The organism is Nocardia sp. CC201C (genome assembly GCF_030010695.1).
In the GTDB taxonomy this organism is placed as follows: domain Bacteria; phylum Actinomycetota; class Actinomycetes; order Mycobacteriales; family Mycobacteriaceae; genus Nocardia; species Nocardia otitidiscaviarum.
The window spans coordinates 16,593-39,468 of the sequence record NZ_JASCXP010000013.1; the positions used below are offsets into that span (position 1 = coordinate 16,593).

At 68.2% G+C, this 22,876-nt stretch carries 20 protein-coding genes; 11 read left to right on the top strand and 9 right to left on the bottom strand.

Annotated elements, in window-relative coordinates; genetic code table 11:
- Positions 1-147 precede the first annotated feature (147 nt).
- The gene (locus tag QK444_RS02855; RefSeq protein ID WP_282776741.1) at positions 148-957 is read left to right on the top strand and encodes an SAM-dependent methyltransferase; all 810 of its coding nucleotides are present in this window, start codon (positions 148-150) and stop codon (positions 955-957) included.
- Here the strand turns inward: QK444_RS02855 and QK444_RS02860 are convergent.
- Together QK444_RS02860 and QK444_RS02865 are read right to left on the bottom strand one after the other, a co-directional pair.
- Positions 927-2,465 (bottom strand): serine hydrolase domain-containing protein, encoded by a 1,539-nt coding sequence (locus QK444_RS02860; protein WP_282776742.1) that lies wholly within the window; start codon positions 2,463-2,465, stop codon positions 927-929. The genes QK444_RS02855 and QK444_RS02860 overlap by 31 nt on opposite strands.
- Positions 2,466-2,479: 14 nt before the next feature.
- Entirely contained in the window at positions 2,480-3,472 is a 993-nt protein-coding gene (locus QK444_RS02865; RefSeq protein ID WP_282776744.1) for an LLM class F420-dependent oxidoreductase, read from the bottom strand.
- 139 nt (positions 3,473-3,611) lie between these two features.
- On the opposite strand from QK444_RS02865, the gene QK444_RS02870 reads away from it, so the two are divergent.
- The 4 genes from QK444_RS02870 to QK444_RS02885 all read left to right on the top strand — a co-directional run bounded on the left by QK444_RS02870 (position 3,612) and on the right by QK444_RS02885 (position 8,133).
- Complete coding sequence (locus tag QK444_RS02870) at positions 3,612-4,973, top strand: M20/M25/M40 family metallo-hydrolase (protein WP_282776745.1); 1,362 nt, start codon at positions 3,612-3,614, stop codon at positions 4,971-4,973.
- Positions 4,970-6,487 carry a YfcC family protein gene (locus tag QK444_RS02875; protein WP_282776747.1) on the top strand — a complete coding sequence of 506 codons (1,518 nt, stop codon included), beginning with the start codon at positions 4,970-4,972 and terminating at the stop codon, positions 6,485-6,487. The genes QK444_RS02870 and QK444_RS02875 overlap by 4 nt, the downstream gene beginning before the upstream one ends.
- Positions 6,488-7,048: 561 nt before the next feature.
- Entirely contained in the window at positions 7,049-7,924 is an 876-nt protein-coding gene (locus tag QK444_RS02880) for a helix-turn-helix transcriptional regulator (protein ID WP_282776749.1), read from the top strand.
- Entirely contained in the window at positions 7,921-8,133 is a 213-nt protein-coding gene (locus QK444_RS02885; protein ID WP_282776751.1) for a DUF397 domain-containing protein, read from the top strand. Before QK444_RS02880 ends, QK444_RS02885 begins: the two co-directional genes overlap by 4 nt.
- A gap of 144 nt (positions 8,134-8,277) precedes the next feature.
- Here QK444_RS02885 and QK444_RS02890 read toward each other — a convergent pair whose 3' ends face one another.
- From QK444_RS02890 to QK444_RS02900, 3 genes are all read right to left on the bottom strand, one after another.
- Positions 8,278-10,017 (bottom strand): HNH endonuclease signature motif containing protein, encoded by a 1,740-nt coding sequence (locus QK444_RS02890; RefSeq protein ID WP_282776752.1) that lies wholly within the window; start codon positions 10,015-10,017, stop codon positions 8,278-8,280.
- A gap of 203 nt (positions 10,018-10,220) precedes the next feature.
- Positions 10,221-10,601, bottom strand: a complete 381-nt coding sequence (locus tag QK444_RS02895; RefSeq protein ID WP_282776754.1) for a hypothetical protein — start codon at positions 10,599-10,601, stop codon at positions 10,221-10,223.
- 191 nt (positions 10,602-10,792) lie between these two features.
- Positions 10,793-11,794, bottom strand: a complete 1,002-nt coding sequence (locus tag QK444_RS02900) for an alpha/beta hydrolase (protein WP_282776755.1) — start codon at positions 11,792-11,794, stop codon at positions 10,793-10,795.
- Between the two features lie 1,089 nt (positions 11,795-12,883).
- On the opposite strand from QK444_RS02900, the gene murJ reads away from it, so the two are divergent.
- A complete protein-coding gene (gene murJ / locus QK444_RS02905) occupies positions 12,884-14,494 on the top strand; it encodes a murein biosynthesis integral membrane protein MurJ (RefSeq protein WP_282776777.1) in 1,611 nt (536 codons plus the stop codon).
- Positions 14,495-14,507: 13 nt separating this feature from the next.
- Here murJ and QK444_RS02910 read toward each other — a convergent pair whose 3' ends face one another.
- Genes QK444_RS02910 through QK444_RS02920 form a run of 3 tightly spaced genes read right to left on the bottom strand, consistent with a single transcriptional unit; the run spans position 14,508 to position 17,085 of the window.
- Positions 14,508-15,407: a DUF3558 family protein gene (locus QK444_RS02910; protein ID WP_282776757.1), complete on the bottom strand. Its 900-nt coding sequence runs from the start codon at positions 15,405-15,407 to the stop codon at positions 14,508-14,510.
- 57 nt (positions 15,408-15,464) lie between these two features.
- Complete coding sequence (locus QK444_RS02915) at positions 15,465-16,061, bottom strand: QsdR family transcriptional regulator (RefSeq protein WP_039818920.1); 597 nt, start codon at positions 16,059-16,061, stop codon at positions 15,465-15,467.
- A 58-nt stretch (positions 16,062-16,119) separates the two neighbouring features.
- Positions 16,120-17,085: an alpha/beta hydrolase gene (locus tag QK444_RS02920; protein WP_282776761.1), complete on the bottom strand. Its 966-nt coding sequence runs from the start codon at positions 17,083-17,085 to the stop codon at positions 16,120-16,122.
- 436 nt (positions 17,086-17,521) lie between these two features.
- Here QK444_RS02920 and QK444_RS02925 point away from each other — a divergent pair, with 436 nt between their 5' ends.
- The 5 genes from QK444_RS02925 (at position 17,522) to QK444_RS02945 (ending at position 21,099) form a co-directional block, all read left to right on the top strand.
- A complete protein-coding gene (locus QK444_RS02925) occupies positions 17,522-18,370 on the top strand; it encodes an SGNH/GDSL hydrolase family protein (protein WP_282776763.1) in 849 nt (282 codons plus the stop codon).
- A 35-nt stretch (positions 18,371-18,405) separates the two neighbouring features.
- Entirely contained in the window at positions 18,406-18,882 is a 477-nt protein-coding gene (locus QK444_RS02930; protein WP_282776765.1) for a YiiD C-terminal domain-containing protein, read from the top strand.
- Between the two features lie 86 nt (positions 18,883-18,968).
- Positions 18,969-19,469, top strand: a complete 501-nt coding sequence (locus tag QK444_RS02935; RefSeq protein ID WP_282776767.1) for a hypothetical protein — start codon at positions 18,969-18,971, stop codon at positions 19,467-19,469.
- Positions 19,470-19,594: 125 nt separating this feature from the next.
- A complete protein-coding gene (locus QK444_RS02940; protein WP_282776769.1) occupies positions 19,595-20,245 on the top strand; it encodes a TetR/AcrR family transcriptional regulator in 651 nt (216 codons plus the stop codon).
- Complete coding sequence (locus QK444_RS02945; protein ID WP_282776771.1) at positions 20,245-21,099, top strand: 3-hydroxyacyl-CoA dehydrogenase; 855 nt, start codon at positions 20,245-20,247, stop codon at positions 21,097-21,099. Before QK444_RS02940 ends, QK444_RS02945 begins: the two co-directional genes overlap by 1 nt.
- Positions 21,100-21,121: 22 nt before the next feature.
- Here QK444_RS02945 and QK444_RS02950 read toward each other — a convergent pair whose 3' ends face one another.
- Positions 21,122-22,729, bottom strand: coding sequence for a putative glycoside hydrolase (locus QK444_RS02950; protein ID WP_282776773.1), 1,608 nt, complete (start codon positions 22,727-22,729; stop codon positions 21,122-21,124).
- Positions 22,730-22,876 lie beyond the last annotated feature (147 nt).

Below are 22,876 nucleotides of genomic sequence, written 5' to 3' on the forward strand. Positions count from 1 at the left end.
GCCCTACCGTCGTACGGCGGCGAATCACCTCCCGCTGGGATACCATTGCGGCGCTTGATTGTTCGTGGCGAATCACAACCGTTCCGGGTGAATGGTGTGAACGAGGCGAACGATGTGTTTACTTTTTCGCTGTCAGAAGGGTTCGCGATGACCAGGCCGAGTTGGGCTCCCGAGGGGATCGATCTGGATCGTCCCAGTGCCTCCCGCGTATACGACTACTTCGTCGGCGGCATGCACAATTTCGAGATCGATCGCGAATTGGCGCGCCAGATCGAAGCATTCACTCCCAATATCGCCGAAACCATGCGCGCGAACCGGGATCTGCTGCGCCGCCTGGTGCGTTTCCTGGTGGACGAGGGCATCACCCAATTCCTGGATCTGGGTTCGGGCATTCCCACCGTCGGAAATGTGCACGAGGTCGCCCAGGCCCGCAATCCCGAGGCGCGCGTGGTGTACGTGGATATCGATCCGGTCGCGGTGGCGCACAGTATCGCTATTCTGGGCGGCAATCCGAATGCCGGGATCATTCAGGCCGATGTCGCCGATCCGGAGCGGATCCTGACCGATCCGGTGGTCGGCGAACTCATCGACTTCTCGAAGCCGGTGGCGGTGCTGCTGCTCGGCGTGCTGCATTTCGTCCCGGACGAGGCGGATCCCGCCGGTGCCGTCGCGCGCCTGCTGAAGCCGTGTGTCCCCGGCAGCTATGTGGCCATCACCCACGCCACCGCCGACGGGCAGCCGGCGGAGGTGCTGGAGGGGCAGAAGCTGTCCGGTCGCACCTCCACCGAGATCTCGCTGCGCACCCGCGACGAGATCGTCACCTACTTCGGCGACTGGACGCAGCTCGAGCCCGGGCTGGTGCACCTGCCGCTGTGGCGGCCGGAGAATCCGGCCGATGTCGGTGCGGAGCCGTGGCGCTCGGGCGCCTACGGCGGCGTCGCCCGCAAGGACGGCTGAGCCGAACCCGTCGCGCCGTCCGTCCGCCGGGGCCGGGTGGTCCACAGGCGGACGGCGCGCGCGGTGATGACCGTGACCCCGGCGGCCACCGCGACGGCCAGGAAGACCAGCACGGCCGGGAACACGTAGAGCACGTGCTGGAAGCCGCCCACCCGTCCGGCGAAGACGAAACTGCCCAGTCCGGGCAGGAAGGCCAGTACGGGCACGGCCGTCAGATACGGCAGCTGCCGCAGCACGATGAGCCAACCGGGCAGGGACATCTCGCGCTGCCGGTGCGCCCAGCGGCGCGAGCGCGCGACCGCGATAGCCGCCAGCACCGCCACGGCGAGGGTGGCCGCCGCGAGTCCCCAGTCGGCGTAGATTCCGGCCGGTCGCCGCACCGTCGGCTGGTCGCCCCGGGCGATGTCGACCAGTCCGTCGCCGATGATCGACGGGTCCGACTCCAGCGCCATCCCCATATCGGTCAGCACCACGATGCCGTACCCGGTCTTGGGCAGCAGCACCTGCTCTGCGGTGTAGGTGAACCAGGACCCGGTGTGGTACAGCCGTCCGGGTTCGGCGTCGTCGACCTGCCAGCCCATGGCGTAGCGGGAGCCGCGCGGCGGGGTGTGCATGAGTTCGACGGCGGCGGGGGAGACCAGTTGCTGGCCACCGGCCCCGCGGCCGCCGTTGTTCTGCATGATGAGCCACTGCGCCAGATCCGCCGCGGTGGTGACGATGCCGTGGCTGCCGCCCACGAACCAGTCGATCTCGGGGACCGCGATCGCCTTCCCGTACAGGCGGATGTGGCCGCGCGGCAGGTCGGCGTCCCGCGGTCGGTCCACGGTGGTGCTCGCGTCCATGCCCAGCGGCCCGAAGACCCGCTCGCGCAGGTATTCCGCGTAGGGCCGGCCGCTCACCATCTCCACCAGGCGCGCCGCGACCTGGTAGTTCGGATTGTGATAGTGGTAGTCGGTGCCGGGTGCGTCGGCCAGCGCCGCGCCGTGCAGCCGATCGACCGCCTCGGCGAGGGAATGCGCCTGGGGCCGTTTGAGATCCGGGAAGGCGCGGTCGGACATGCCCGAGGTCTGGTTCAGCAGCTGCCGCACCGTGATCGACTCGGCGCGCGGATCGGCCATGCCGAACTCGGGCAGATACCGCCGCACGGGCGCGTCCAGATCGACCCGGCCCGCCTCGACGAGCTGCATGACGGCCAGCGCCGCAAAGGATTTGCTCAGCGAGGCCACCGGCATCGGACTGTCGGCGGTGATGGCCGCGCCGGTGGAGTCGCGGCCGTAGCCCGCCACGTGCACCACCCGGTCGCCGTGGGTGAGGGCGACCGCCGCGCCCGGTAGTCCGGCGCGCGCCAGATAGTCCGTCAGGAACCGGTCGATCTCGGCCGGATCGACCTCCCCGGTCTGTGCCGACGCCACCGCGACCGACGGCGGCAGGGCCGGCAGCAGCAGCATCGCGATCACGGCGAGAACCGCCGAGCCCGAGATCCGCACCGTGTCCGCGAGTTTCCGCATACCTTCTCCCGATCTCAGCGCAGCGCTGGGATCACCTCGCGCTCGAACAACTCCATTCCGGAGGTGTCATAGGCCGCCTCCGGGAAATTGAGAATGGCATATCCGAGGCCGAGTCCGCGTACGCGGGACAGATTTTCGACGACCTGTTCCGGGGTGCCGACGGCGGCGGTGCCCCGCAACATATCGTTGACCTGCTGCTGCGCATTGTCTGCCCCCACAAATGGGGTCAGGCGCGCGGTGAGCGCCGCCAGCCGGTCCTCCACTTCCGCCTCGGTCGCGCCGATGGCCACATTGAAATTCGAGGAGCGGGTGATGGCGTCGAAATCGGTGCCCACCTCGGCGCAGTGACCGCGCAGCAGTTCGGACTTGTGGGCGAATTGCTCCGGCTCGCCCGCGAAATTGGTGTATTGCGCGTACCGGGCCGCGATGCGCAGCGTCACCTTTTCCCCGCCGCCCGCGATCCACAGCGGAATACCGCCCTCCTGGATCGGCAGCGGCCGCACGATCGCGCCGTTCACCTGGTAGTACTTGCCGTCCAGGGTGGCCGCGCCGGTGCTCCACGCCTGCCGGAAGATCTCCACGCCCTCGCGCAGGCGGCCCAGTCGCTCACCGGCGGGCGGGAAGCCGTACCCGTAGGCGCGCCACTCGTGTTCGTACCAGCCCGCGCCGATGCCCATCTCCACCCGGCCCGCCGACACATGGTCGACGGTGGCGGCGACCTTGGCCAGGTAGGCCGGATTGCGGTAGGCCATGGCGGTGCACATCTGGCCCAGGCGCACCCGCTCGGTGCTCGCGGCGAAGGCCGACATGAGCGTCCACGCCTCGTGGGTGGCCTCCTCGGTGGGCACCGGCACGGTGTGGAAGTGGTCGTAGACCCAGATCGACTCCCAATCCGGGTTGGCGTCCGCGCGTCGCGCGAGATCGCGCATGACCGCCCACTGCTCGGCCGGGTCGATGCCGACCAGGTCGAGCCGCCAGCCCTGCGGGACGAAGATGCCGAAGCGCACGGATATCTCCTTCGTGTGTGATCCGCTGTCGTTCCAGTCTGCCGTTCCGACGCTACAAGGCCGGAGCTCCGATCTCCGTTGCATAAAACTCGCCATAGGTTTGCTGAGATTTGCCTGCGGGGTGGTTCGATGAGGAATCGTGGAGCCTCGCACCGATCTCGCCGCCACCGTAGACGCCCTCATGCCCGAGCTGAAAGCCAAGCTCGAGCGGCTCGTATCGATTCCCTCCATCGCCTTCCCCGACTACCCGCGGGAGAATGTGCAGCGCGCTCACGACTTTGTTGCCGAGGAGTTGCGATCAGCTGGAGTCGGCGACATTCGGGTCCTCGAGCTGCCGCGCACCGCCCCGGTCGTGTACGGCCGCATCCCCGCCCCCGAGGACGCGCCGACCGTGCTGCTGTACGCGCACTACGACGTTCAGCCGCCGGGTGACGCGGAACTGTGGCACACCCCGCCGTTCCGGCCGACCGAGCGGGACGGCGCGATCTACGGACGCGGCGCGGCCGACTGCAAGGCCAATGTGATCGCCCATATCGCCGCGCTGCGCGCCTATGGCGGCACCCCGCCGGTGGGCGTGATCGTGGTGATCGAGGGTCAGGAGGAGTACGGCTCCGACTTCGACGACTATCCGGCCGCGCATCCCGAGCTGTTCCAGGCCGACGCCATGCTCATCTGCGATGCGGGCAATCTGCGGGCGGGCACGCCGACCCTGGTGACCGCGCTGCGCGGGGTGGCCGATGTCTTCGTGGAGGTGCGGACGCTGGCCGCGCCCGTGCACTCGGGCCAATTCGGCGGGGCCGCACCGGATGCCCTGCTGGCGCTCATGGCCGGACTGGCGACCCTGCACGACGCCGACGGCAATGTGGCGGTGCCCGGACTGCGCCGCGACACCTGGACCGGAGCCGACTACACCGAGACCGAGTTCGCCGAGATCACCGGGATGACGCCGGATATGCCGCTGCTCGGCACCGGACCCATCGGGGAGCGCATCTGGTACGGCCCGGCGATCACCGTGATCGGACTCGACGCCCCGGCCGTGGAGACCGCCGCGTCGGCGGTGGTGCCCTACGCCCGCGCCTACCTGAACGTTCGCGTGCACCCGGAGCAGGACCCGGCGGAGGGACAGCGCGCGGTGATCGAGCATCTGCGCCGGGTCCGGCCCTTCGGCATCCCACTGACGGTCAGCGGCGGCGATGTGGGCACCGGTTTCGCGGCCGGAACCGACGGCCCCGCCTACACCGCCATGCGCGCGGCCATGGCGAAGGCGTGGGGGACCGACGCGGTGGATTCCGCCATGGGCGGTTCGATTCCACTCACCAACTCCCTGGCCGCGGCCGCGCCGCACGCCGAGGTGCTCATGCTGGGCGTCGAGGACGCCAAGTGCAATATGCACGGCTACAACGAGCGGGTGCTGCTCAGCGAGCTGCGCAATGTGGCGGTGGCGGAGGCGGAGTTCTTCCGACTGTTCGCCCGCGCCTTCGCCGAACGGGCGGGCCGATGAGCGATACCGCCACCGCCGATCCCGCATCGCCGGAGCACGACCGCACGTGGACATTCCCCTCCACGTACACGATTCTCGCGGGCGTCACGGTCCTGGTGTGGTTGGCGGCCTTCGTGATTCCGCCGGGGACCTACGACCACGACGACACCGGCCGCCCCGTCGCCGGAACCTATCACCGCCTCGACGAGTCGCGGAGTGTCGGCGACCGGCTGCGGGATCTGTTCCTGGCTCCCATCAACGGCCTCTACGGCGTGCAGGACGATGCGACCGGCCAGGTCGGCCCCGATATGTCGGGCGCGCTCTACGGCGCGGCGGCGGTCTTCCTGTTCGTGCTGGCGGTCGGGGCCTTCATCACCGTCGCGTTCGGCACCGGCGCGCTCGACGCCGGCATCGGCCGCCTGGCCTACGCCCTGCGGCGGCGTTCCTTCCTGCTGATCGTCGGCATCATGGTGGTCTTCGCCCTGGCGGGCACGGTGGAGGGATTCGCGGAGGAGACGCTCGGCTTCTACGCCCTGCTGGTGCCGCTCATGCTGGCCCTGGGCTACGACCGCATGACCGCGGTCGGCGCGATCATCTGCGGTGCGGGCGTCGGCGTGCTGTGCTCGACGGTGAACCCGTTCGCCACCGGCACCGCGTCCTCGGCGGCGGGCATCCCCATCGGTGACGGCATCGTGCTGCGCTTGGTCATGCTGGTGGTGCTGACCGCGGTCACCGTCGGCTACGTGCTCTGGTACGCGCGCCGCGTCCAGCGCGACCCCAAAAAGTCGTGGTCCGGTTGGCAACCCGGCGACCGGGAGGTGAAAGCCGAAGACCACGAACCGGATCCGATGACCCGCCGCCAGCAGGCCGTGCTGTGGCTGGTGACGCTGACCTTCGTCTTCATGATCTTCTCCATCATCCCGTGGGCCGAGGTGATCAACGGCCCGGACGCCGCACCGTTTCCGTGGGAACTGGGTTGGTACTTCCCGGAACTCACCGCCCTGTTCCTGGTGGGCGCGGTGGTGATCGGCCTGGTCGGCGGTCTCGGCGAAACCCGCATGACGGAGGAGATCGGCAAGGGCTTCGGTGATTTCGTCGGCGCGGGCATAGTCATCGTCCTCGCCCGCGGCGTCACGGTGATCATGAACAACACCCAGATCACCAGCACCGTCCTACATGCCCTCGAGGGTGTCGTCACCGGCACCTCGTCGGCCCTCTTCGCGGTAGGCGTCTTCCTGGTGAACGTCCCCCTCGCCTTCCTGATCCCCTCCACCTCGGGCCACGCCACCCTCGCCATGCCCGTCATGGCCCCGCTCGCCGACTTCGCGAACGTGCCCCGCTCCCTGGTCGTCACCGCCTGGCAGTCCGCCTCGGGCTGGGCCAACCTGGTCACCCCCACCACGGCGGTGGTCACCGGCGGCATCGCCCTGGCGAAGGTGCGCTACGACCGCTACGTCCGGTTCGTGGGTCCGCTCATGGGCATCCTGCTCGTACTCATCTGCCTGTTCCTGGCGGTGGGGGCCTGGATCGGCTGAGGCGCTGGTGTTCGCCGACCACCGCTCGGCGAGCCGACACCGCTCCGGACCGCAATCCCGATGCAGCGCAAACACTGTCGACTCCTCGAACGTCCGGATCGTGGCCGGGTCCAGGTCGCAGTCCGCCAGTTCGACAGCGCGCGGAGCTTCGTACGTCATCCCCATCTCGGTCACCTCCGATGCTTCCCGGCCCGGCGGTGCCTGCCTCGCTCCACGGGCATCAGCACCCGATTGCAGTCGTCGTACGCCGTCGGGTTGTCTGTGGCTACCAACATCATCGACCTCTGAGTGGTGTGGGTGATGGAGCCCCTGATGGCCGGTACTTCGCGTGTTCCCCGAACCGCCGTACTGCGTGGGCACACTCAGCGATCCGAGTTGTGGTGCGGCTCGGGGGTTTCGGTTTTCCCGGCCATCCGGGGTGAACTCAGTAGACACCCGCCGGCGAAGAGATGGAACTTCCACCTTGTGCGAAACACGGCGGGGATGCCAAACTTTCAGAACGGCTACACCCAGCTCGGATACTTCCAAATCTCGCCCCCGTCAATAGCGAGGCTAATGGCTATGGCTGGATCGACCCTTGCGAGTAGAGCGCTCGGACGACTGCTTGCCCAGCATCGCGCCCGCGCGGGGCTAACGAGGTATGCAGCAGCACAGATCGTGGAGACCTCACAGCAAACTCTCGGGCGTCTGGAAGATGGTCTGAAAACCAAAGTTCCCCAACTGTGGGTCAATGCGTTCTCTGATGCATACGGTGTGGGCGACGAGGACCGCCGAGTGATGCTCGGGCTGGCCCAGGAACTCAACTCGGCGCAGAAGAACTGGTGGCGTGCCTATGCCGATGAGATGCGCCCGGGGTTCGATCACTACATGGGTTTGGAGGCCGCTGCCCGCAAAGTCACCGCATGGAAGACCGCCATTGTGCCCGGTCTGCTCCAAACTCCCGCGTATCGCCGTGCGATGGCCTGGCTGGAGACGCCCGACATGCCGACCGGGCAGGTCGAGAAGCTGATCGAGGTCGCGGAGAAGCGGCAGTCACGTATGCGTGATGTCGACTTCGACCTGGATGTGATCCTGTGGGAGGCCGTAATTCGTGACCAGATCGGCGGCCGGGGCGTGATGGCCGAACAACTCGAGCGGCTCCTCGAAGTGAGTGAACTGCCGAACGTCACCGTTCGGATGGTCTCGTTCGATGCGGCAGGGCACCTGGGTTCCCGCGTAGGTTCGTTCGTCCTGCTGGAGTTTCCCAAGTTGCCCGCCACCGGAATGGCCGAACCACCTGTGATCTATGTCGAGGAATGGGCCGGAGACCTCTACCTCGAACGGGAAGCGGAAGTGACGCGTTATCGCGAAGCTCTGGCCGAGATCAGCCGTGTAGCGTTGGATCCCGACACGACCAGGCACATCGTGTCGGCGACGGCAAAGGAGTACCGCGCGTGAACGTCGACCTATCCAAGGCCGAGTGGTTCAAGAGCAGTCACAGCAGTGCACAGGGCGAGTGTGTGGAAGTGGCGCACCTCGCGGGCGGAGTAGTGGGAGTCAGGGACTCGAAGGACTCTGCGGGACCTGCGCTGGTATTCACGCCTGGCGAGTGGGATGCCTTCGTAACCGGTGTGCAGACCGGCGAATTCGATACCGGCATGAGTTGACCTGATGTAGAGGTTGCTCCAGCAGCCGCGCGAGCCGGTCGAGGTCAGTGGTGTTCGCGGGTGCTTCGGCATGTTCGAGACCGACTTTCATCGTTTCCGTCATTTCCTGCCCAGTGCACATCGACCGGTCCGTCCCGGTTCTACTCAGAAGGGCGGGCGGTCTGCATCCCGATCGGAGCCGCCGACGCTGCACAAGGTGCCTCCGACAGTGATGGTGTGATGGACGTCGCGGTGAGTGCGCAAATGTCGTCGCCCTGGTGGGATGTAGACGTGGAGTAGTTCGGTGAGCGCGTTGACCGCCGGTCCCGGGTCGAGTAGCGGTGGATCGGGTTGTGGATCAACGGGTTCCACTAGGGTGGCGGCCACCGGCGCATGTGGGAACAGGAATTTGGCGCCTTCGGGGCTGGTGGTGATCGTGTCGCCGGTGGGGGTGCGCCATTCGATGCGCCGATGCGGATGGTGGGTCACCGTCCACCCGTTCATGCCGTGGTCGGCGAGGGTTTTCAGGCGGTGGTGGCGGCGACAGCGGCAGCCGAGGTTGTGCACGGTGGTGGGTCCGCCGGTGGTGGGGGAGTGGTGGTCGAAGGGCTGCTGGTGGTCGAGGTCGGTGGCCGCGGCCGGGACCGGGCAGCCGGGAGCCCGGCAGGTTCCATCGAGGGCTCGTACGCGGGCGGCGACGGTGGCGCTGGGGCGGTATCGCCATTCTGGTGAGTCCGCCGCCCATTCTGGTGAGTCCGTCGCCGTTGGTGGGGGATTCATGTGGCGTGGGGGTATGGTCGCGGTGTCATCGATCGTGGCTAGGCCGTTCTCAGCGGCGTCCGGAGCTGCGGGTACACGGCCAGGGTCGGCGAGTTCGCCGATGACAGGACTGCCGTCGGCGAATTCGACCGCTGCTGGTGCATGGTTCCCGTCGGTGGTTTCGATGGTCGGCGATCCTGCGGTGTCGGGTGTGCTGGTGTCGCTGCTGATTTCGTCGCTGGTTTCGGTGATCACATGGAAGCGGGCGTGGCGGGCGATCTGCCGCGCCAGATCGGCGTCGATCGCACCGAACCCAGCCAACAACCCCGGATTGTCCTGCACCCCCGCCAGGGTCGCCGCGCTGACACCGACCTGCACCAACGCCCGCCGCGCGACCGGCACCGGCGTGGTCGAGTCCCGGCGGGCACACTCGGGCAGTGCACAGCCGCAGGTCAGTTGCCCGCTCCCGTCGGCCAACGCCACCAACGCATCGGCACGCCGCTGGTTCATCGTGCGCGGATCGGCGGCACAACACTGACTGACAGCCATCTCCCGCAACCGTTCGAACAACGTCCACCCCCCGGCCGCGGGCAACACGGCATCGACCAGCGCGGTCCCGTCGTCGGCCGCACGCACGGCCACGTACCGTTCGCGTTCGGCCTCACGCCGCCGCCGCGCCTGCCCGGCGGGGTCGAGCTCGAGCAGTCGCTTGCGGATGGTGCGCCGCAACCGCGCGGGATCACACCCTTCGGCACGAGCGACCACCGTCTCTTCCAACTCCGCGACGGTGTCGTCGGATGTGTTGACCAGAGTGTCGTGGATCGCGCGTACCCGCGCCAGATCGATGCGCCCCTGTCCGAACGCCCGGCGGGTCGCGGGCAACCGCCCCAATCCCATCCCGAGCGCGATCAGCCCGTCCGCGCTGCGCTGCGAGACCCGCACCGCCACACCGATTTCGGTCGCCGCCGACTCCCCGGCATGCCGCGCCGCGACCCCGGCCTCGAGCTGCTGGGCGCGCCGCAGCCGATACAGCCGCGTCATCAACGCCACCTCCTCGGCCTGGGCGGCGGCGATCCGCGCGTGTACCTCCCGCAGCCGCGCGACCAGCTCGTAGCTGGTGGCCTCGCCCGCGACGGTTTCGCTCATGTGTTCGAATCTACCGTCCGCGACCGCGACACGAAACCTCAGCTAGACCGACATGCCGAAGAAATTCAAGCTTTCGAGATAGCACGAAGCTGATCGAATGCTCGGCGTGATGATCCTTGGTACGCCGGGATGTTCGAAGCCGTCGGTGACGACAACGCGATCGAATCGGCTGAATGGCGATGCCTCCACGCATTGGTTCAGAATCAGCCCAGTTCGTCCGGTGAGGTGACAGTCCTGGCATCGTCGGCGTCCCAATTGCCCGACGCGCGCAGGCGGCGGAGAGACTCGTCATTGCCGACTATCAGCGAACCACCGGTGTCGTAGGCAAAACCGTGACACTCGGTCAGCAGATCGAAGAGTATGCGCCAGATCAGCCTGCCAGCAGGCCGCCAGAAGGTCAGCACCCCGCTGCCCAGTCCGGTGACCTCGGTCCAGGCGTTTTCGATGTCAGGATCGCTGACGACTGCGTCGGTGCCGACGACGTCGACGCCGTGCCGGCCGAATATCTTCTCGACTACCGCCGGGTCCAGAACTCCGGGTAACCCCTGATCGTCGAGAGCAATCAGGTAGACCTCTGTGGACATCGCACCCTCCGTTGTCGAGTGATCGGATGACCCGGCTGTTCAGCCAGGGGCGGAGCGAATCTCACGCTAGCTGTTCCCAGCGGTGCCCGACTCGTTCGAATACGGACGTAGTCGACGGTGACCGACCGCGGCGAAGCCCAACCTTTGCGGGAATCCATACCGGGCATAGCCGGCGTACCGAGCAGCCTCCGCTACGCCCCGGTCAGAATCTCCGCCTCGGGTGCGGCCGAAACCACGTCGGTGACCGCCGAGTGCGCGGCGGCGGCATCGGCGGTGGGTGCGTGGGCGGGATAGTAGTCGGCGGTTCTGGTGCCGGTGAAGTAGTCGGTGGCCCAGCCGACCGCGAGCGTCTGCAGGGTCGAGATGTTCACCGATCTCGGGTCGCCGCACACCAGGTTGCCCAGAGTGTCGCCACTGGGGCCTTCGGCGTCGGTGTGTACTCCGGTACCGATGCGGATGCCCAGGTAGCGGCGGTGCAGCAGGCGCTGGAGGGTGTCGGTGCCGACGCCGAAGAGATTGCATGGTGAGGGTTTCGCGGCGATATCGAGAATCGGTAGGTCGGTGTGGTCGAGATCGGTGAGGGCTTGGTCGGTGTTGTCACCGAGGAAGGACTTCACCGGGTCGAGCAGGACGAGTCCGCGCAGGTCGGCGAAGGCGGCGGGGTGGTCGGTGTGCAGTCGGCGCGCGACGTATTCGACGGCTTCGCCGCCGGCGGAGTGCCCGACGAAGACCGTCTGCCGCGGCAGTCGCAGATCCGGGCGGTGCGCCGTCGCGGTAGCCGCCGCGAAACTGCGCGCCAGCGAGTTGGTGGGTTCGGCGTCGGTGGCGAACAGTTCGGCGATGTTCCCGAGGAATCCGGTGTTGTCGCCGAGGTTCTGCAGGGTGCATCCGGCCGGGTCCATGAACGGCAGAGAGGGAGCGAAGACGACGTATCCGGCAGCCGCGAAATGCTCGGCGAGGCTGGCCACATTCGCATTGCTCCGCGCGAAACCGTGTTGCAGCCAGACCAGGCCACCGGCTGGTCCATCGGGTAGATACCAGTCGGCCTTCAGATGTCGGACCGCATCGCCACAGGCGATATCGACGGTCTCCGGCACCCGGTCGGGTTCGGCGTGCGCGACGGGTGTCGCGACGGTCGCCACGGCGCAGGCGGCGGCGAACATGGCAGTGAGTACGAGACGACGAAGGTTCATCACCACTCCTGTGCGGAAACACGCTGCTCCGGGGCGGGAGCATGGGTTATCTGGACATACGCCCAATTGGGAACCTCGAGCGGGGCGCTGTCAAACGGACGGCAACAGATCACACAGGCGGATGGGAGGAGGCCGACGTCAAGCCATCGGGAGCAGTACTGACTCTGGATAGTGGAAATCACAGGCTCGGGACTGCTGTCCGAAGTTGACGAGAGTACGGACAGCGCGCCGACCGGTAAGCCGCCGGCAGTCGAGTGAGGTGCACAATACGTCAGATTCGTCGGCGGATGCCGCAGCCCGCGCCAAACCGCGCGATCAGCGGCAGGTGGGGGCGTGTGTGATCGGGCGTTCGCGCCGACCGCCAGCCACGACAGGCACTACCCGTCGTCGGTTCTGTCCCGATGAGTGGGCCGAAAGCCCTCCGCGATCCGCCGGAGATACTCGCCATACTCGGGTGAATCCAGTTCGAAGCCTTGCTGATTCCAGCGATGAGCGCTCCACCGGTCATCGATCTCGGCTTGATGGATCGCCCTCAGCACCTCGGGCCGGTAGATCAGAGCCACACGCCAATTTCCGAGGTATCGAGCCTGGATGTGGGCGGTGACATACCGGCGTCGGTGGCCAGTACCAACCACGGTCACCACCTCATGACCCCTTACCCGCGAAGCCGCCGATCACATGAAGCTTCGCCCCGGCTGGGAAGATCTTGTGGCTGCGCAGGACAGCGTTGGGACCCGACTCCTTGTACGGGTAAGGCAACAACGACGCGACCACACACCACTCGGGCCTAAGCGCACCATCGCTCACGGCACCAAGTTATCGGCTTGCCTGGTGAAGCCGGGGTTTTGATCCTCCGACCCTCACGGCATTCGGCATCGCGCGCACTCGTCGGCCGTGTCCCGGCCGACGTAACGGCCTGTGGGCGGCACCTCGGCGCGAGTGACCAGAGGGTGCCGGTCTGTCGCATCCGTAATCTGGACGGGTCGGGTTCGGATTCGCGATGAGGGGGACGCAGTGAACGACTACGGTAGCTTCGCGACACAGCCGCTACCGATCCGAGCGCCGCGCCGCACCGCCGCAACGGTCAAACTGAAAGGCGTTGGTGCTGAGGCGGGTACGGGTGCTTCAGGGCTTGCCCGTGCGGGTGGGCAGGTGGCTCTCGCCGGGGTGGTCAGCCGAGTCACGGGGTTCGCGCGGACGATCGTCATCGCCGCCGTGCTGGGGACGGCGGCTGTCGGTGATGCCTACAACGGTGCGAACAATCTGCCGAACATGCTCTATGAACTGCTGCTGGGTGGTGTCCTGGCCAGCGCTGTCGTTCCGTTGTTGACCAGGGCTCGGCGCCGGGGCCGCAAGCGGTCCCGCGAGTTCACCCAGCGCGTCATGGTCGCGGCGGTGCTCGCACTGGCGCTGATCACGGTGCTCACCGTGGTGTGCGCTCCGCTGATCGTCCGAGTGTTCGTGACCGACTCCGAACAGCGTCATCTCGCCACGTGGTGGGCGTATCTGCTGTTGCCGCAGATCTTCTTCTACGGGGTGTCGGTCGTCGTGGGCGCGGTGCTCAATGTCCGCGACAGCTTCGCCACGGCGGCCTGGGCGCCGGTGGTCAACAACGTGATCGTGCTGGCCACCTGCGGGGTGTTCGTGCTACTGCCGGGACCGGTCACCCTCACGCCCGCCTCCATGACCACCGCGCAGGTCCTGACCATCGGGATCGGCACCACCGTGGGGATCGCGGGGCAGGCCGCCTGGGTGGTTGCGGCGTTGCGGCGCAATGGGTTCGCGTGGAGTTGGCGGGTGCGGCCGTTGCCCTGTACGTGGCGTCCGGTGCGTTCCGGGCTGCCGATCCTGGGATGGCTGCTGGTGTATGCCGTGATCAGCCAGATCGGTGTCGCGATCACGATGCGAGTCGCCTTCGACCATGGCGGGGTGTCCGTCTACACCTACGCCGAATTGCTGTTCCAGGTGCCCTACGGCATTCTCGCCGCGTCGGTGCTGACGGTGTTGATGCCGCGAATCTCGCGTGCCGCCGCGTTCGGCGACCATGCCGCGGTGACCGCCGATCTCGCCCGTGGGGCCCGCTATCTGTCCGTGGCGCTGATTCCGGTGACCATGGCGATGAGCCTGCTGGGGCCGGGGTTCGCGGCGTTGGTGTTCACCGGTCGTGTCGACGCCGACGCCGCACGGTTGATCGGTACGGCGGTGGCGTGCTCGGCCTTCGGGCTCGCACCGTTCGCGCTGGTCATGCTGCAGATGCGAGTGTTCTACGCCTACAACGACACTCGCACCCCCACCGTGATCAATATCGTCATGGTGGCGACGAAGGTGACGATCCTGGTTCTGACGGCGACCGTGCTGACCGACCACGCCGTGATCGTGATGCTGAGCGTCGCGAGTTCGCTCGCCTACGTTGCCGGTGCGGTGACCGGGCACATTCTGCTGCGTCGGCGGTACGGGCCGCTCGGCTTCACCGCTGTCGCCGCCACCGTGCACCGCGTCATGTGGGCCACGGCGCTCGCCGGAGCCGCGGGATGTGCTGCCGTCGCACTCGTCCGGACGACGATCGGCGCACCGACCATCGAACACCTCGCCACGGTAGCCGTGGGAGCGGCAGTCGGCTTGGCGGTGTTCCTGCTCGCCGCACGAATGATCGGCATTCCCGAAATCCGCGCGGCACGCACGCTGCTGATCCGTTCGTGACCGGTCCGGCCCGTCACACCCTGCGCCGCACCGTGAGCGCCATCAGGCGCTGCGCGGTATCGCACGGATCGCCGGTGGCCGACTGCACCCACCAGGTGACCGCGCCCGAATCGCTGGTGGTGACCCCGCAGGTAGCGGGATGACCCGGCCGCCGTTGGGAAAAGCCTTGCCAGCCAGCAGAAGTGATGGCGGTGACCTGGTAGCCGAGTTGTCGCGCTATCCCCTCCTCCCGTTCCACCGAGCCGTTCTCCAGCCAGCCGAAGGTCAAGTCCACGCGGCCGCCGATGCGCCACATGCACACGGCCCCATGGAAATACATCTCCGACCGGCCGGATTCGCCGACGGTCGACATGATGTCGTCCGGCGGGACCGCCGTGCATTCGTGGAGTAGTTCGTCGAGGCGTCCGGGTGGTCGCGTGGGGGCCGGCGCCCAGGTGTGTGCCCGGTCCACGGTCAGCCGGGCCAGCGGCCGCAGGACCGTGCAGTCGATGCCGGGGGCGAGGACGAGCCAGTGGAAGAAGTCCGCGCCGTCCTGGACCGCGACCTGGCACAGGCTCGTCGCGTTGGCGGTGAAGCCGTGGAAGCCGTCGATGGAGAAGTCCGCCACGGTCTTTCCGCTCATGCTGGCGATGGTGCGTTCGCGTTCGATGGGGCTGTCGCGGAACCAGGTGAACATGACCCGCCGGTCCCGGCCGGGTGATTCCCAGACGCATTTGAGGCCGTTGCGGGCGACGGCCGCCAGGGTGGGCAGGCCGGTGATGGTGCGGATGTCGTCGTCGCGCGCGCCGCCGCACTCGCCGAGGAACGCGCCCGCGGAAGGGGACGAATCAGGCTCCGGTGGGCTGTCTTTCGCGCAACCGGACAGGAGTCCGGCGAACAGTGTCGCCGTGGCGATCACCATGGTCTTCCGCATGTATCCCCCTCGCACCAGCCCTGCTCGCGGGTGATCGATGCGACCGCGCCGGGGGCCTTACTCCGGGATGCCCAGCAGCGCGGCCTGCACCTGCCGCAGCCGGTCCACGTCGCCGCGGATACCGGCCGCCGTGTCGTTGTAGAGGAAAGCTTCCAACAGCCGGATGAGAGTGTAGGCGAGCAGCTGCCGGTCCAGGATGGCGTGGTAGCCGTCCTCGTCCTCGGTGCGGGTGATGAGGTCCTCCACGGCGGCGACGGCCTTGGGCTGCACCGGTCCGTCGCTGGCGGTCAGCACCTTCAATCCCACCAGGCGTTCGTTGTCCAGGTACCGCTGCAGCGGCGCGCTCGCGGCCAGCCAGTGGTTGGTGCGGTCCAGGGCCTCCAGGATGCGGTGTGCGCCTGTGGTTTTCCGGCGGCTGTCGGCGAGCCGCAGCAGGCTCTCGAACTCATCGGCCAGGACCGCGCCCATGAGCCCGTCCCGGGAGCCGAACCACCGGTAGATCGAGGCCCGGCTCAGGCCCAGTTCGGCGGCGACGGCTTGGACGTCGACGCGCTCGCCCGCCAGGAAGGCCCGCCGGGCGAGTTCGACGACCTCCGCCTTGGTGGCCGAGGCCGGACGCCCGGGGGAGCGGGCGGGCTGCTGCCGAGTACTCACCGAGAAAATGATACGGCGTGTATCTCATGTATCTAACTCGGTGCTCGCGGTCCCGTGGTTAGCGCAGTGCGCTCGCCAGGGAGTTGCGCTCCACACTGACGAACGTGTCGTCGGCGGGCAGCAGCCACTCGGGTCCGACGAAATACCGTTTCGCCGTCTCGTCCCCGAGCGCGAGATAGCGCAGCCAGGCCACCGCCACTCCGGCGGAACGATAGTGCGCGAGCCCGTCCACCGGCGAGAAATGGCTTACCCCACGGGCGTTCGCGATCCAGGCCGGGGCGTGCACGGTCAGGTCGTACTGCCACCAGCGCACCCACGCGCCATCGGGAACCACGAAATCGTCGGAGCCGGTGAGGAACAGCGTCGGCACCCCGATCGACGCCCCGATGGCGAGCGGACCGGGTTGCACGGCCAGCACCCCGGCGACCCTCAGCCCCGGATCGACGAGTCCGGCGATACCGGGGAACACCGCCCCCGCCTGCAACGCCGCCTGGCCCCCGCCCGAATGTCCGGCGAAAATCGTGCGGCCGAGGTCGATGCGGTGGTGCAGCGGGGAATTCGGATCCCGGTGCGCGACCGCCGCCGCCACCACACCCAGTGCCGGGACGTGGATCAGGGAGTTGAAGAACTCGTAGGGGATCACGACCACGAAGCCGTGACTCGCCCACTGTCGCGCCATGGCGTCGTACATGCCCGGATTGGCGTGATAGCCGGGCGTCAGGACGATCAGGGGTGCGGGCGACAATGCGGCGATATCGGCCGGGTGGTAGACGTTCACCCCGAGGGGAGAATCGAGCCCGTTCGGAAATGCCTGCGTGCAGGTGAGCTCGTCGCGATTGCCCAGGGCGTGGACCGCGAGCTGCTGCACCGTGCCCCACACCGATTCCCGGCACGGATCGACGCGCACCGGCGTGGCCACCGGATGCGGTCCCCGGGTGTTGAACAGGCTCTGGACGGTCGGTACGGGCGGTTGCGCCGGTTCCTGCGCCGCCGCGGTTCCGGCACTCCCCAACATGGCCACCACGACTGCCACCACCAGCGCCGCGACCGCGCACGGCACCGCTGTGGTCGGCGTCCGAGGGCGGATCGCCCGGCGCGCTGCCCGTCTCGACGTGGGCCCGGCCAGACCGGCCCGCACCGGTCCAGCCAGCCGTGTTCGTCCGCGATCTGTTCGCAGCGTCCGCCTTCGCCGATGATGTCCAGCCATCCCGGTCCGCATGGTCGAGGTTCGTCTGGCCAAGGCCCTCCGCATCGAGGTTCCTCCTGGTGTCGATTCGTCCGGGCGGCCGGTGCGGGAATCGCTCGACCGCGCTCGTGGCGACGTGCGTCCACCGTCGCGCGCCCCCGGGCCGCCCGCATTGTTGGGCCACACAGTCCGCGCCCGTCTCCGGTGTGGCCCCGCCCATTGGGACGCGCGTCACCCGGCCGCAGAATGTGAGCCGGACCCAGGAGGAGATTCGATGAGCTCGAGAACCATCACCGCGGCACTGGCGGGCGTCGCCGCGACGGTGTTGTCCCTGGCGACCGCGACGGCCGCCCCGGCCGACGGCGGCGCGGAGTACGTCGCCCTCGGCGATTCGGGCGCGGCCACCACCGGCATCGTCAATTTCGATACCTCAGCACCCCTGAGCTGCGCACGCTCTACCACCAACTACCCGCATCTGGTGGCCGCGCGGCTCGGCCTGCGCCTGGACGACCGGACCTGCAGCTCGGCCAGGATTCCGCATCTCACCCAGTCCCAAGCGGCCGGTGTGCCACCGCAATTGGACGCGCTCGGTCCGAACACCCGCCTGGTGACCCTGCACATCGGCGCGAACGACGCCCGGTTCACCGCCCATCTGCTGGACTGCTACCTGGCCGCGGCGCGCGGTGGCTGCGCCGGAACCGCCGACGGCTGGGATGCCGATATCGACGCCATCGCCGCGCCGTATGCCGCCGCCCTGCGCGAGATCACTCGCCGCGCGCCGCATGCCGCGCTGGTGGTCGACGGCTGGCCGCGCTATCTGCGCGACGGCGGCTGCCCGGAGACGCTCGGGCTGGCCCCGGCCGACGCCGCCTACATCCAATCCAAGTTCGAACGCCTCAATGCGGTGGTGGCCCGCGCGGCCGCGGCCGTCGGCGCGCTCTATGTGGACACCGTCGCCGCCTCGGCGGGCCGCGACGCCTGCGCGCCCGCGGGGGTGCGCTGGTTCGATCCGCTGCTGGCCACCGAGACTCTGGTGCCGTACCACCCGACGGTGCAGGGCATGCGCGGCGTGGCCGACCGGGTGGTGGAGGCCGTGCGTGCCGCCGGAGTTCTGCCCCTCTGATTGACATCACCTGCCATCAGTTCATACTTGCGGGTATGAGTGACAACGAAGTCGGGACCGCCACCTCACCGCTGGCAGACGTGATCAACGGCGCGCTGGAATTCACCATTCCGGCCGCCCACCGCATGGGAGTGCGCGCCCTCGAAGTACGGCCCGGCTTCGCGGCCACCACCGTGCCCGCCGAGGGCAACGCCAACCACTTCGGTGCGATCTACGCCGGGGTGCTGTTCACGGTCGCCGAGATCCTGGGCGGCGCGATCGCCATCGCCAGCTTCGACAGCGCCGAGTACTACCCCCTGGTCAAGGATCTGCGGATCGCCTTCCGCAAGCCCGCCCGCACCGATGTGCGCGCCGAGGCCACTCTCGCAGAGGAGGAGATCGCCCGCATCACCGCCGAGGCCGCCGCCAACGGCAAATCCGACTTCACGCTGCGCGCGGTCGTCACCGACGCCGACGGTGTGCTGGTCGCCGAGACCGAGGGCCTGTACCAGCTGCGCGCCCACGGCAAGTAGCACGTTGCCCGGCTGACTCCGATACGCCAGCCCGCCTTTCGGTCGGAATGTAGCCCCGCGGCCGACTCGTTCGCCAGGATGGGGGCATGGATCGGTTTCTGGTGCTGCACGATTACGGAATCAGCCGGGCCTGGTGGTGGGTGCGGGCGCGTTCGCCCCGGGAAATCCTCGAGACCTTCGCCGAAGTCGAGGTGATCGACGACGAGGAGTTGCTGGAGCAGGCGCGGCATCTGCGGCTCGACGAGACCGCCGTGGACGCCGACGACGTGCCGCCGGGCCTGCGGGACCTGCGGGATCAACGCCGGGCGCAGCGGTCGCGGCCCGGCTTCGGCGCACTCGTCGGCCGGGGCATCGTGCACCTGCGCCAGAGTGAGGGCGCGTTCGTCGCCCTCATGGAGCTGGGCCCCGACGGCCACCGACTACGCGAGGTGGCCATCGCCGGTGACGGCACCGTACTGCGCACCGGCGCCGACGAATGGCCCGCGCATCCGCCCGTCGACCTCTACGACCCGGAGCTGGCGCGGCACACCATCAGCCGCGACGAATTCGAATTCGCCTGGGCGGCGGCCGGAGCCGACGACGCCTGAGGTCTGTCGCGAACATCTTCATCGACAGGGCGCGTCGGCGCGGGCAAGCTGGGAGGGGTTGCGCAATCGGTTGCTGCGAGTACGCTCATTAATGAGTGTGCTCACTGATGAACCGGGAGGTGCATATGGTTCATTCGCCTCGGGACGTGCGGGGCGGGCGGCGGGCTCGGAAGATGCTGGACAAGCAGGGCCGCATCTTCGAGGCGGCCGCGCATCTCTTCGCCGAATACGGATTCGAGCGGGTGACCACGCAGCAGATCTCCGATCGCGCGGATATTGCCGCCGGAACGCTGTTCCGGTATGCGGCATCCAAGGGTGAGCTGCTGCTCATGGTCTACAACGAGGAGTTCCGGGCGGCACTGGACGCCGGGGAGCGGGTGGCGCGCGAGCGAACCGATCCCGGGGCGGCGATTACCGCGCTGGTCCGCCCGGTGCTCGACCTCGCCGCCCGCCGGGTCGAGAACACCATTGCCTATCAGCGGGAACTGCTGTTCGGGCCGCCCACCGAGCAGTACCGCGCCGAGGGGCTCGCCCTCGTGCAGCGGCTCGAATCCACCATCGCGGACATACTCGCGGCATCGGCCCGATCGCGCGGGGTCGAGCTGCCGGACCTGCACGAGCGGGCCGAGCTGGCCGGACGCAGTGTGTTCGCCGTCCTGCATCTGGCGCTCGCCCAGCCCTCGACGGGCGCCCATGCGGGCCATGATGCCGCCGCGGACCTGCGGGGGCAGATCGCACAGATCGTCGCCGGATTCCTGGCGCGGAAAGGAGAATGATGAGCATCGAGATTCGCAAGGTCACCGTGCTGGGGACCGGAGTGCTGGGTTCGCAGATCGCCTTCCAGACGGCATTCAGCGGATTCGACGTCACCGCCTACGACATCGACGGTGAGGCGCTGGACGCGGCGCGCGAACGATTCGCCAAATTGGCGGGCATCTACCGCTCCGATGTGCAGGGCGGCGGTGACGGCAAGGCGGAGCAGACCGCCGAATCCATCACGCTCACCTCGGATCTGGGCGATGCGGTGCGCGACGCCGACCTGGTGGTCGAGGCGGTGCCGGAGGTGCTGTCCATCAAACAGGAGACCTACGAGAAACTGGGCAAGCTCGCGCCGGAACGCACCATCTTCGCCACCAACTCCTCCACCCTGCTGCCCAGCGCCATGAAGGACTTCACCGGGCGGCCGGACAAGTTCCTCGCCCTGCACTTCGCCAACCAGGTGTGGAAGTTCAACACCGGCGAGGTCATGGGCACCACCGACACCGATCCGGCGGTCTTCCAGGCGGTCGTCGACTTCGCCGCGGCCATCGGCATGGTCCCGATCGAATTGCACAAGGAGAAGGCCGGTTACGTCCTCAACTCCCTGCTGGTGCCCTTCCTCAACTCCGGAATGGCCCTCGCCGCAGGCGGATACGCCGAACCCGAGGCGGTCGACAAGACCTGGCGCATCGCCACCGGCGCCCCCATGGGCCCCTTCCAGATTCTCGACGTCATCGGCCTCACCACCCCCTACAACATCCTCGCCAATGGCGACGAGAACGGTCGGCAGCTGGCGAAGTGGCTGAAGGACAACTACATCGACAAGGGCAAGCTCGGCATCGCCACCGGCGAGGGCTTCTACAAGTACTGACGCCCGCTCGGCCCGGACCCGATCAGCTCGGGTCCATCGCGCCGCCGTGATAGCGGGAGGCGGCGTTCCACAGGAAGAAGCTGTCGATGCCGCGGGCCGCGGTGGCCTCGATCTGGGCGCGGACCTCGGCATCGCCGTAGGTGACGCCGAGGCTGAAGTCCTGCAGCCACGGGATCACCTTGGCATTGGTGCCCTCCACCTGGCGGTGGAAGTCCTCCAGGGAGCGGAAGATGATGTCGTAGGGCTGGGCGTTGGGATTGGCCACGCCGTACTCGCCCGGATTCCAGTGCGAGGGATAGAGCATGGGCGCGACGTAGTCCACGTGCGGCGCCATGAGCCGGATGTCCTGGGCGATCTGGTCGGGGCGGGTGGAGGCGATGCCGAAGACCGCGGCACTCTGGTACGCGCCCGCGTCGCGCACCGGAGTGCGGCTCTCGCGCAGGAATTCGGCGATGGAGACGCTGGCGTTCTCCGTCAGGCCGGGGAAGGCCATGCTGGACAGCGACCCGTCGGGGCGACGGACGTAGTCGTACATCACCTCGTCGAAGCCGAGCCGCGCGGCCTCCACCGCCAGATCGATGTTGTACCTGCGAATCTCGGGGTGGGCGAAGTTCGTGAACGCGATGGCCCCGTAGTGGCTGGAATACGGTGCGCCGCCGCCGTTCTGGATCACCCAGTCGCGGCGGCCGCTGTGCCAGGCCCACTCCGCCATGGTCGGGTCGCGGAAGGCCACGATCCGGCCGACCACCCGCAACCCCATGTCGTGCAGCGTCTTCAGGGCCGCCAGAGCGTCGTAGATGGTGGTGGCCGCACCCGACTCGCGGGCCAGCGGCACCTGGGAGTCGTAGCCGACGACCCCGTCCTCGTCCTTGATGTCGAGCTGCACGGTGTCGATCCGGCCCTCGCGCGCCAGATCCAGCACCGCTTCCCGCAAACCGTCGTGTGACCAGGCGTGCGCGGTCACGTGCACCGCGCGAATCCGCGGCACCTCCACCCGGGTGGTGATGGGCTGCCTGGTCTCGTTGCCCGCCGCGTCCGCGGCCACCAGTGCCGCGCCGACCGGGGCGTTGGGCAGCGTGAGTTCGAAGGTGCCGTCGTCGGCCACCTCGACCGGCCGCCCGTCCAGGGTGAGACTGTCCGCGCCGGAGACCGTGCCGCTCAGGGTCACCGGTTCGCGGTAGGACCCGACCGTCTCCGGCTGGGCGACCTCGAGCGACGGCGGTCGCGCATCGACGGTGAAGGTGCCCGTCGTGCCCGGACCGGTGCGCAGCGCGCCGAACGGTCCGCCCGGCGGAATCTCCGCGGTGAGGGTGTGCGGGCCGTCGGCGAGCTCGCCCGGCCGGAACACCACGGTGTCACCGGACACCTCGCCGGTGACCGCCTTCCCGTCGAGTTCGAGCCGTACCGCCTCGGCGTCGTGGCCGCTCGCGTCCACGACCAGCGTCAGCTCCCGCAGCGCGGCGGCGTTCACGACCCCGTCGGGAAGCCCGTTGAGCGCCATCCCCTCCGGGTCACCGCGCAGCGCCCCCGCCGTCAGCGCGATGACCACGATCATCACCACCGCGATCGCGACCACCACCGCCGCCCGCATCCGTCCAGCACGCGGAATCCGCCTCAACAACCCGTACACCCACTCTCGTTCGACTGCCTCCCCAGTCTCTACCGGGAAGGCCGTCCGTCATGCCATCTTCACAACTCTGGTACCAAATCGATTGCCTGACACTAGAGTTGGTGAGATGCGCGGAAAGACGCTGATGTTGGCGCGCCTGGCCGCGGT

Bases quoted from the DNA above. Each gene is read 5' to 3' on its own strand.
- QK444_RS02945 (WP_282776771.1), top strand. From the start codon at position 20,245: ATGAGCATCGAGATTCGCAAGGTCACCGTGCTGGGGACCGGAGTGCTG.
- QK444_RS02855 (WP_282776741.1), top strand. From the start codon at position 148: ATGACCAGGCCGAGTTGGGCTCCCGAGGGGATCGATCTGGATCGTCCC.
- QK444_RS02935 (WP_282776767.1), top strand. From the start codon at position 18,969: ATGGATCGGTTTCTGGTGCTGCACGATTACGGAATCAGCCGGGCCTGG.
- QK444_RS02860 (WP_282776742.1), bottom strand. From the start codon at position 2,465: ATGCGGAAACTCGCGGACACGGTGCGGATCTCGGGCTCGGCGGTTCTC.
- QK444_RS02930 (WP_282776765.1), top strand. From the start codon at position 18,406: ATGAGTGACAACGAAGTCGGGACCGCCACCTCACCGCTGGCAGACGTG.
- QK444_RS02925 (WP_282776763.1), top strand. From the start codon at position 17,522: ATGAGCTCGAGAACCATCACCGCGGCACTGGCGGGCGTCGCCGCGACG.
- QK444_RS02900 (WP_282776755.1), bottom strand. From the start codon at position 11,794: ATGAACCTTCGTCGTCTCGTACTCACTGCCATGTTCGCCGCCGCCTGC.
- QK444_RS02880 (WP_282776749.1), top strand. From the start codon at position 7,049: ATGGCTGGATCGACCCTTGCGAGTAGAGCGCTCGGACGACTGCTTGCC.
- QK444_RS02895 (WP_282776754.1), bottom strand. From the start codon at position 10,601: ATGTCCACAGAGGTCTACCTGATTGCTCTCGACGATCAGGGGTTACCC.
- QK444_RS02910 (WP_282776757.1), bottom strand. From the start codon at position 15,407: ATGCGGAAGACCATGGTGATCGCCACGGCGACACTGTTCGCCGGACTC.
- QK444_RS02890 (WP_282776752.1), bottom strand. From the start codon at position 10,017: ATGAGCGAAACCGTCGCGGGCGAGGCCACCAGCTACGAGCTGGTCGCG.
- QK444_RS02940 (WP_282776769.1), top strand. From the start codon at position 19,595: ATGGTTCATTCGCCTCGGGACGTGCGGGGCGGGCGGCGGGCTCGGAAG.
- QK444_RS02875 (WP_282776747.1), top strand. From the start codon at position 4,970: ATGAGCGATACCGCCACCGCCGATCCCGCATCGCCGGAGCACGACCGC.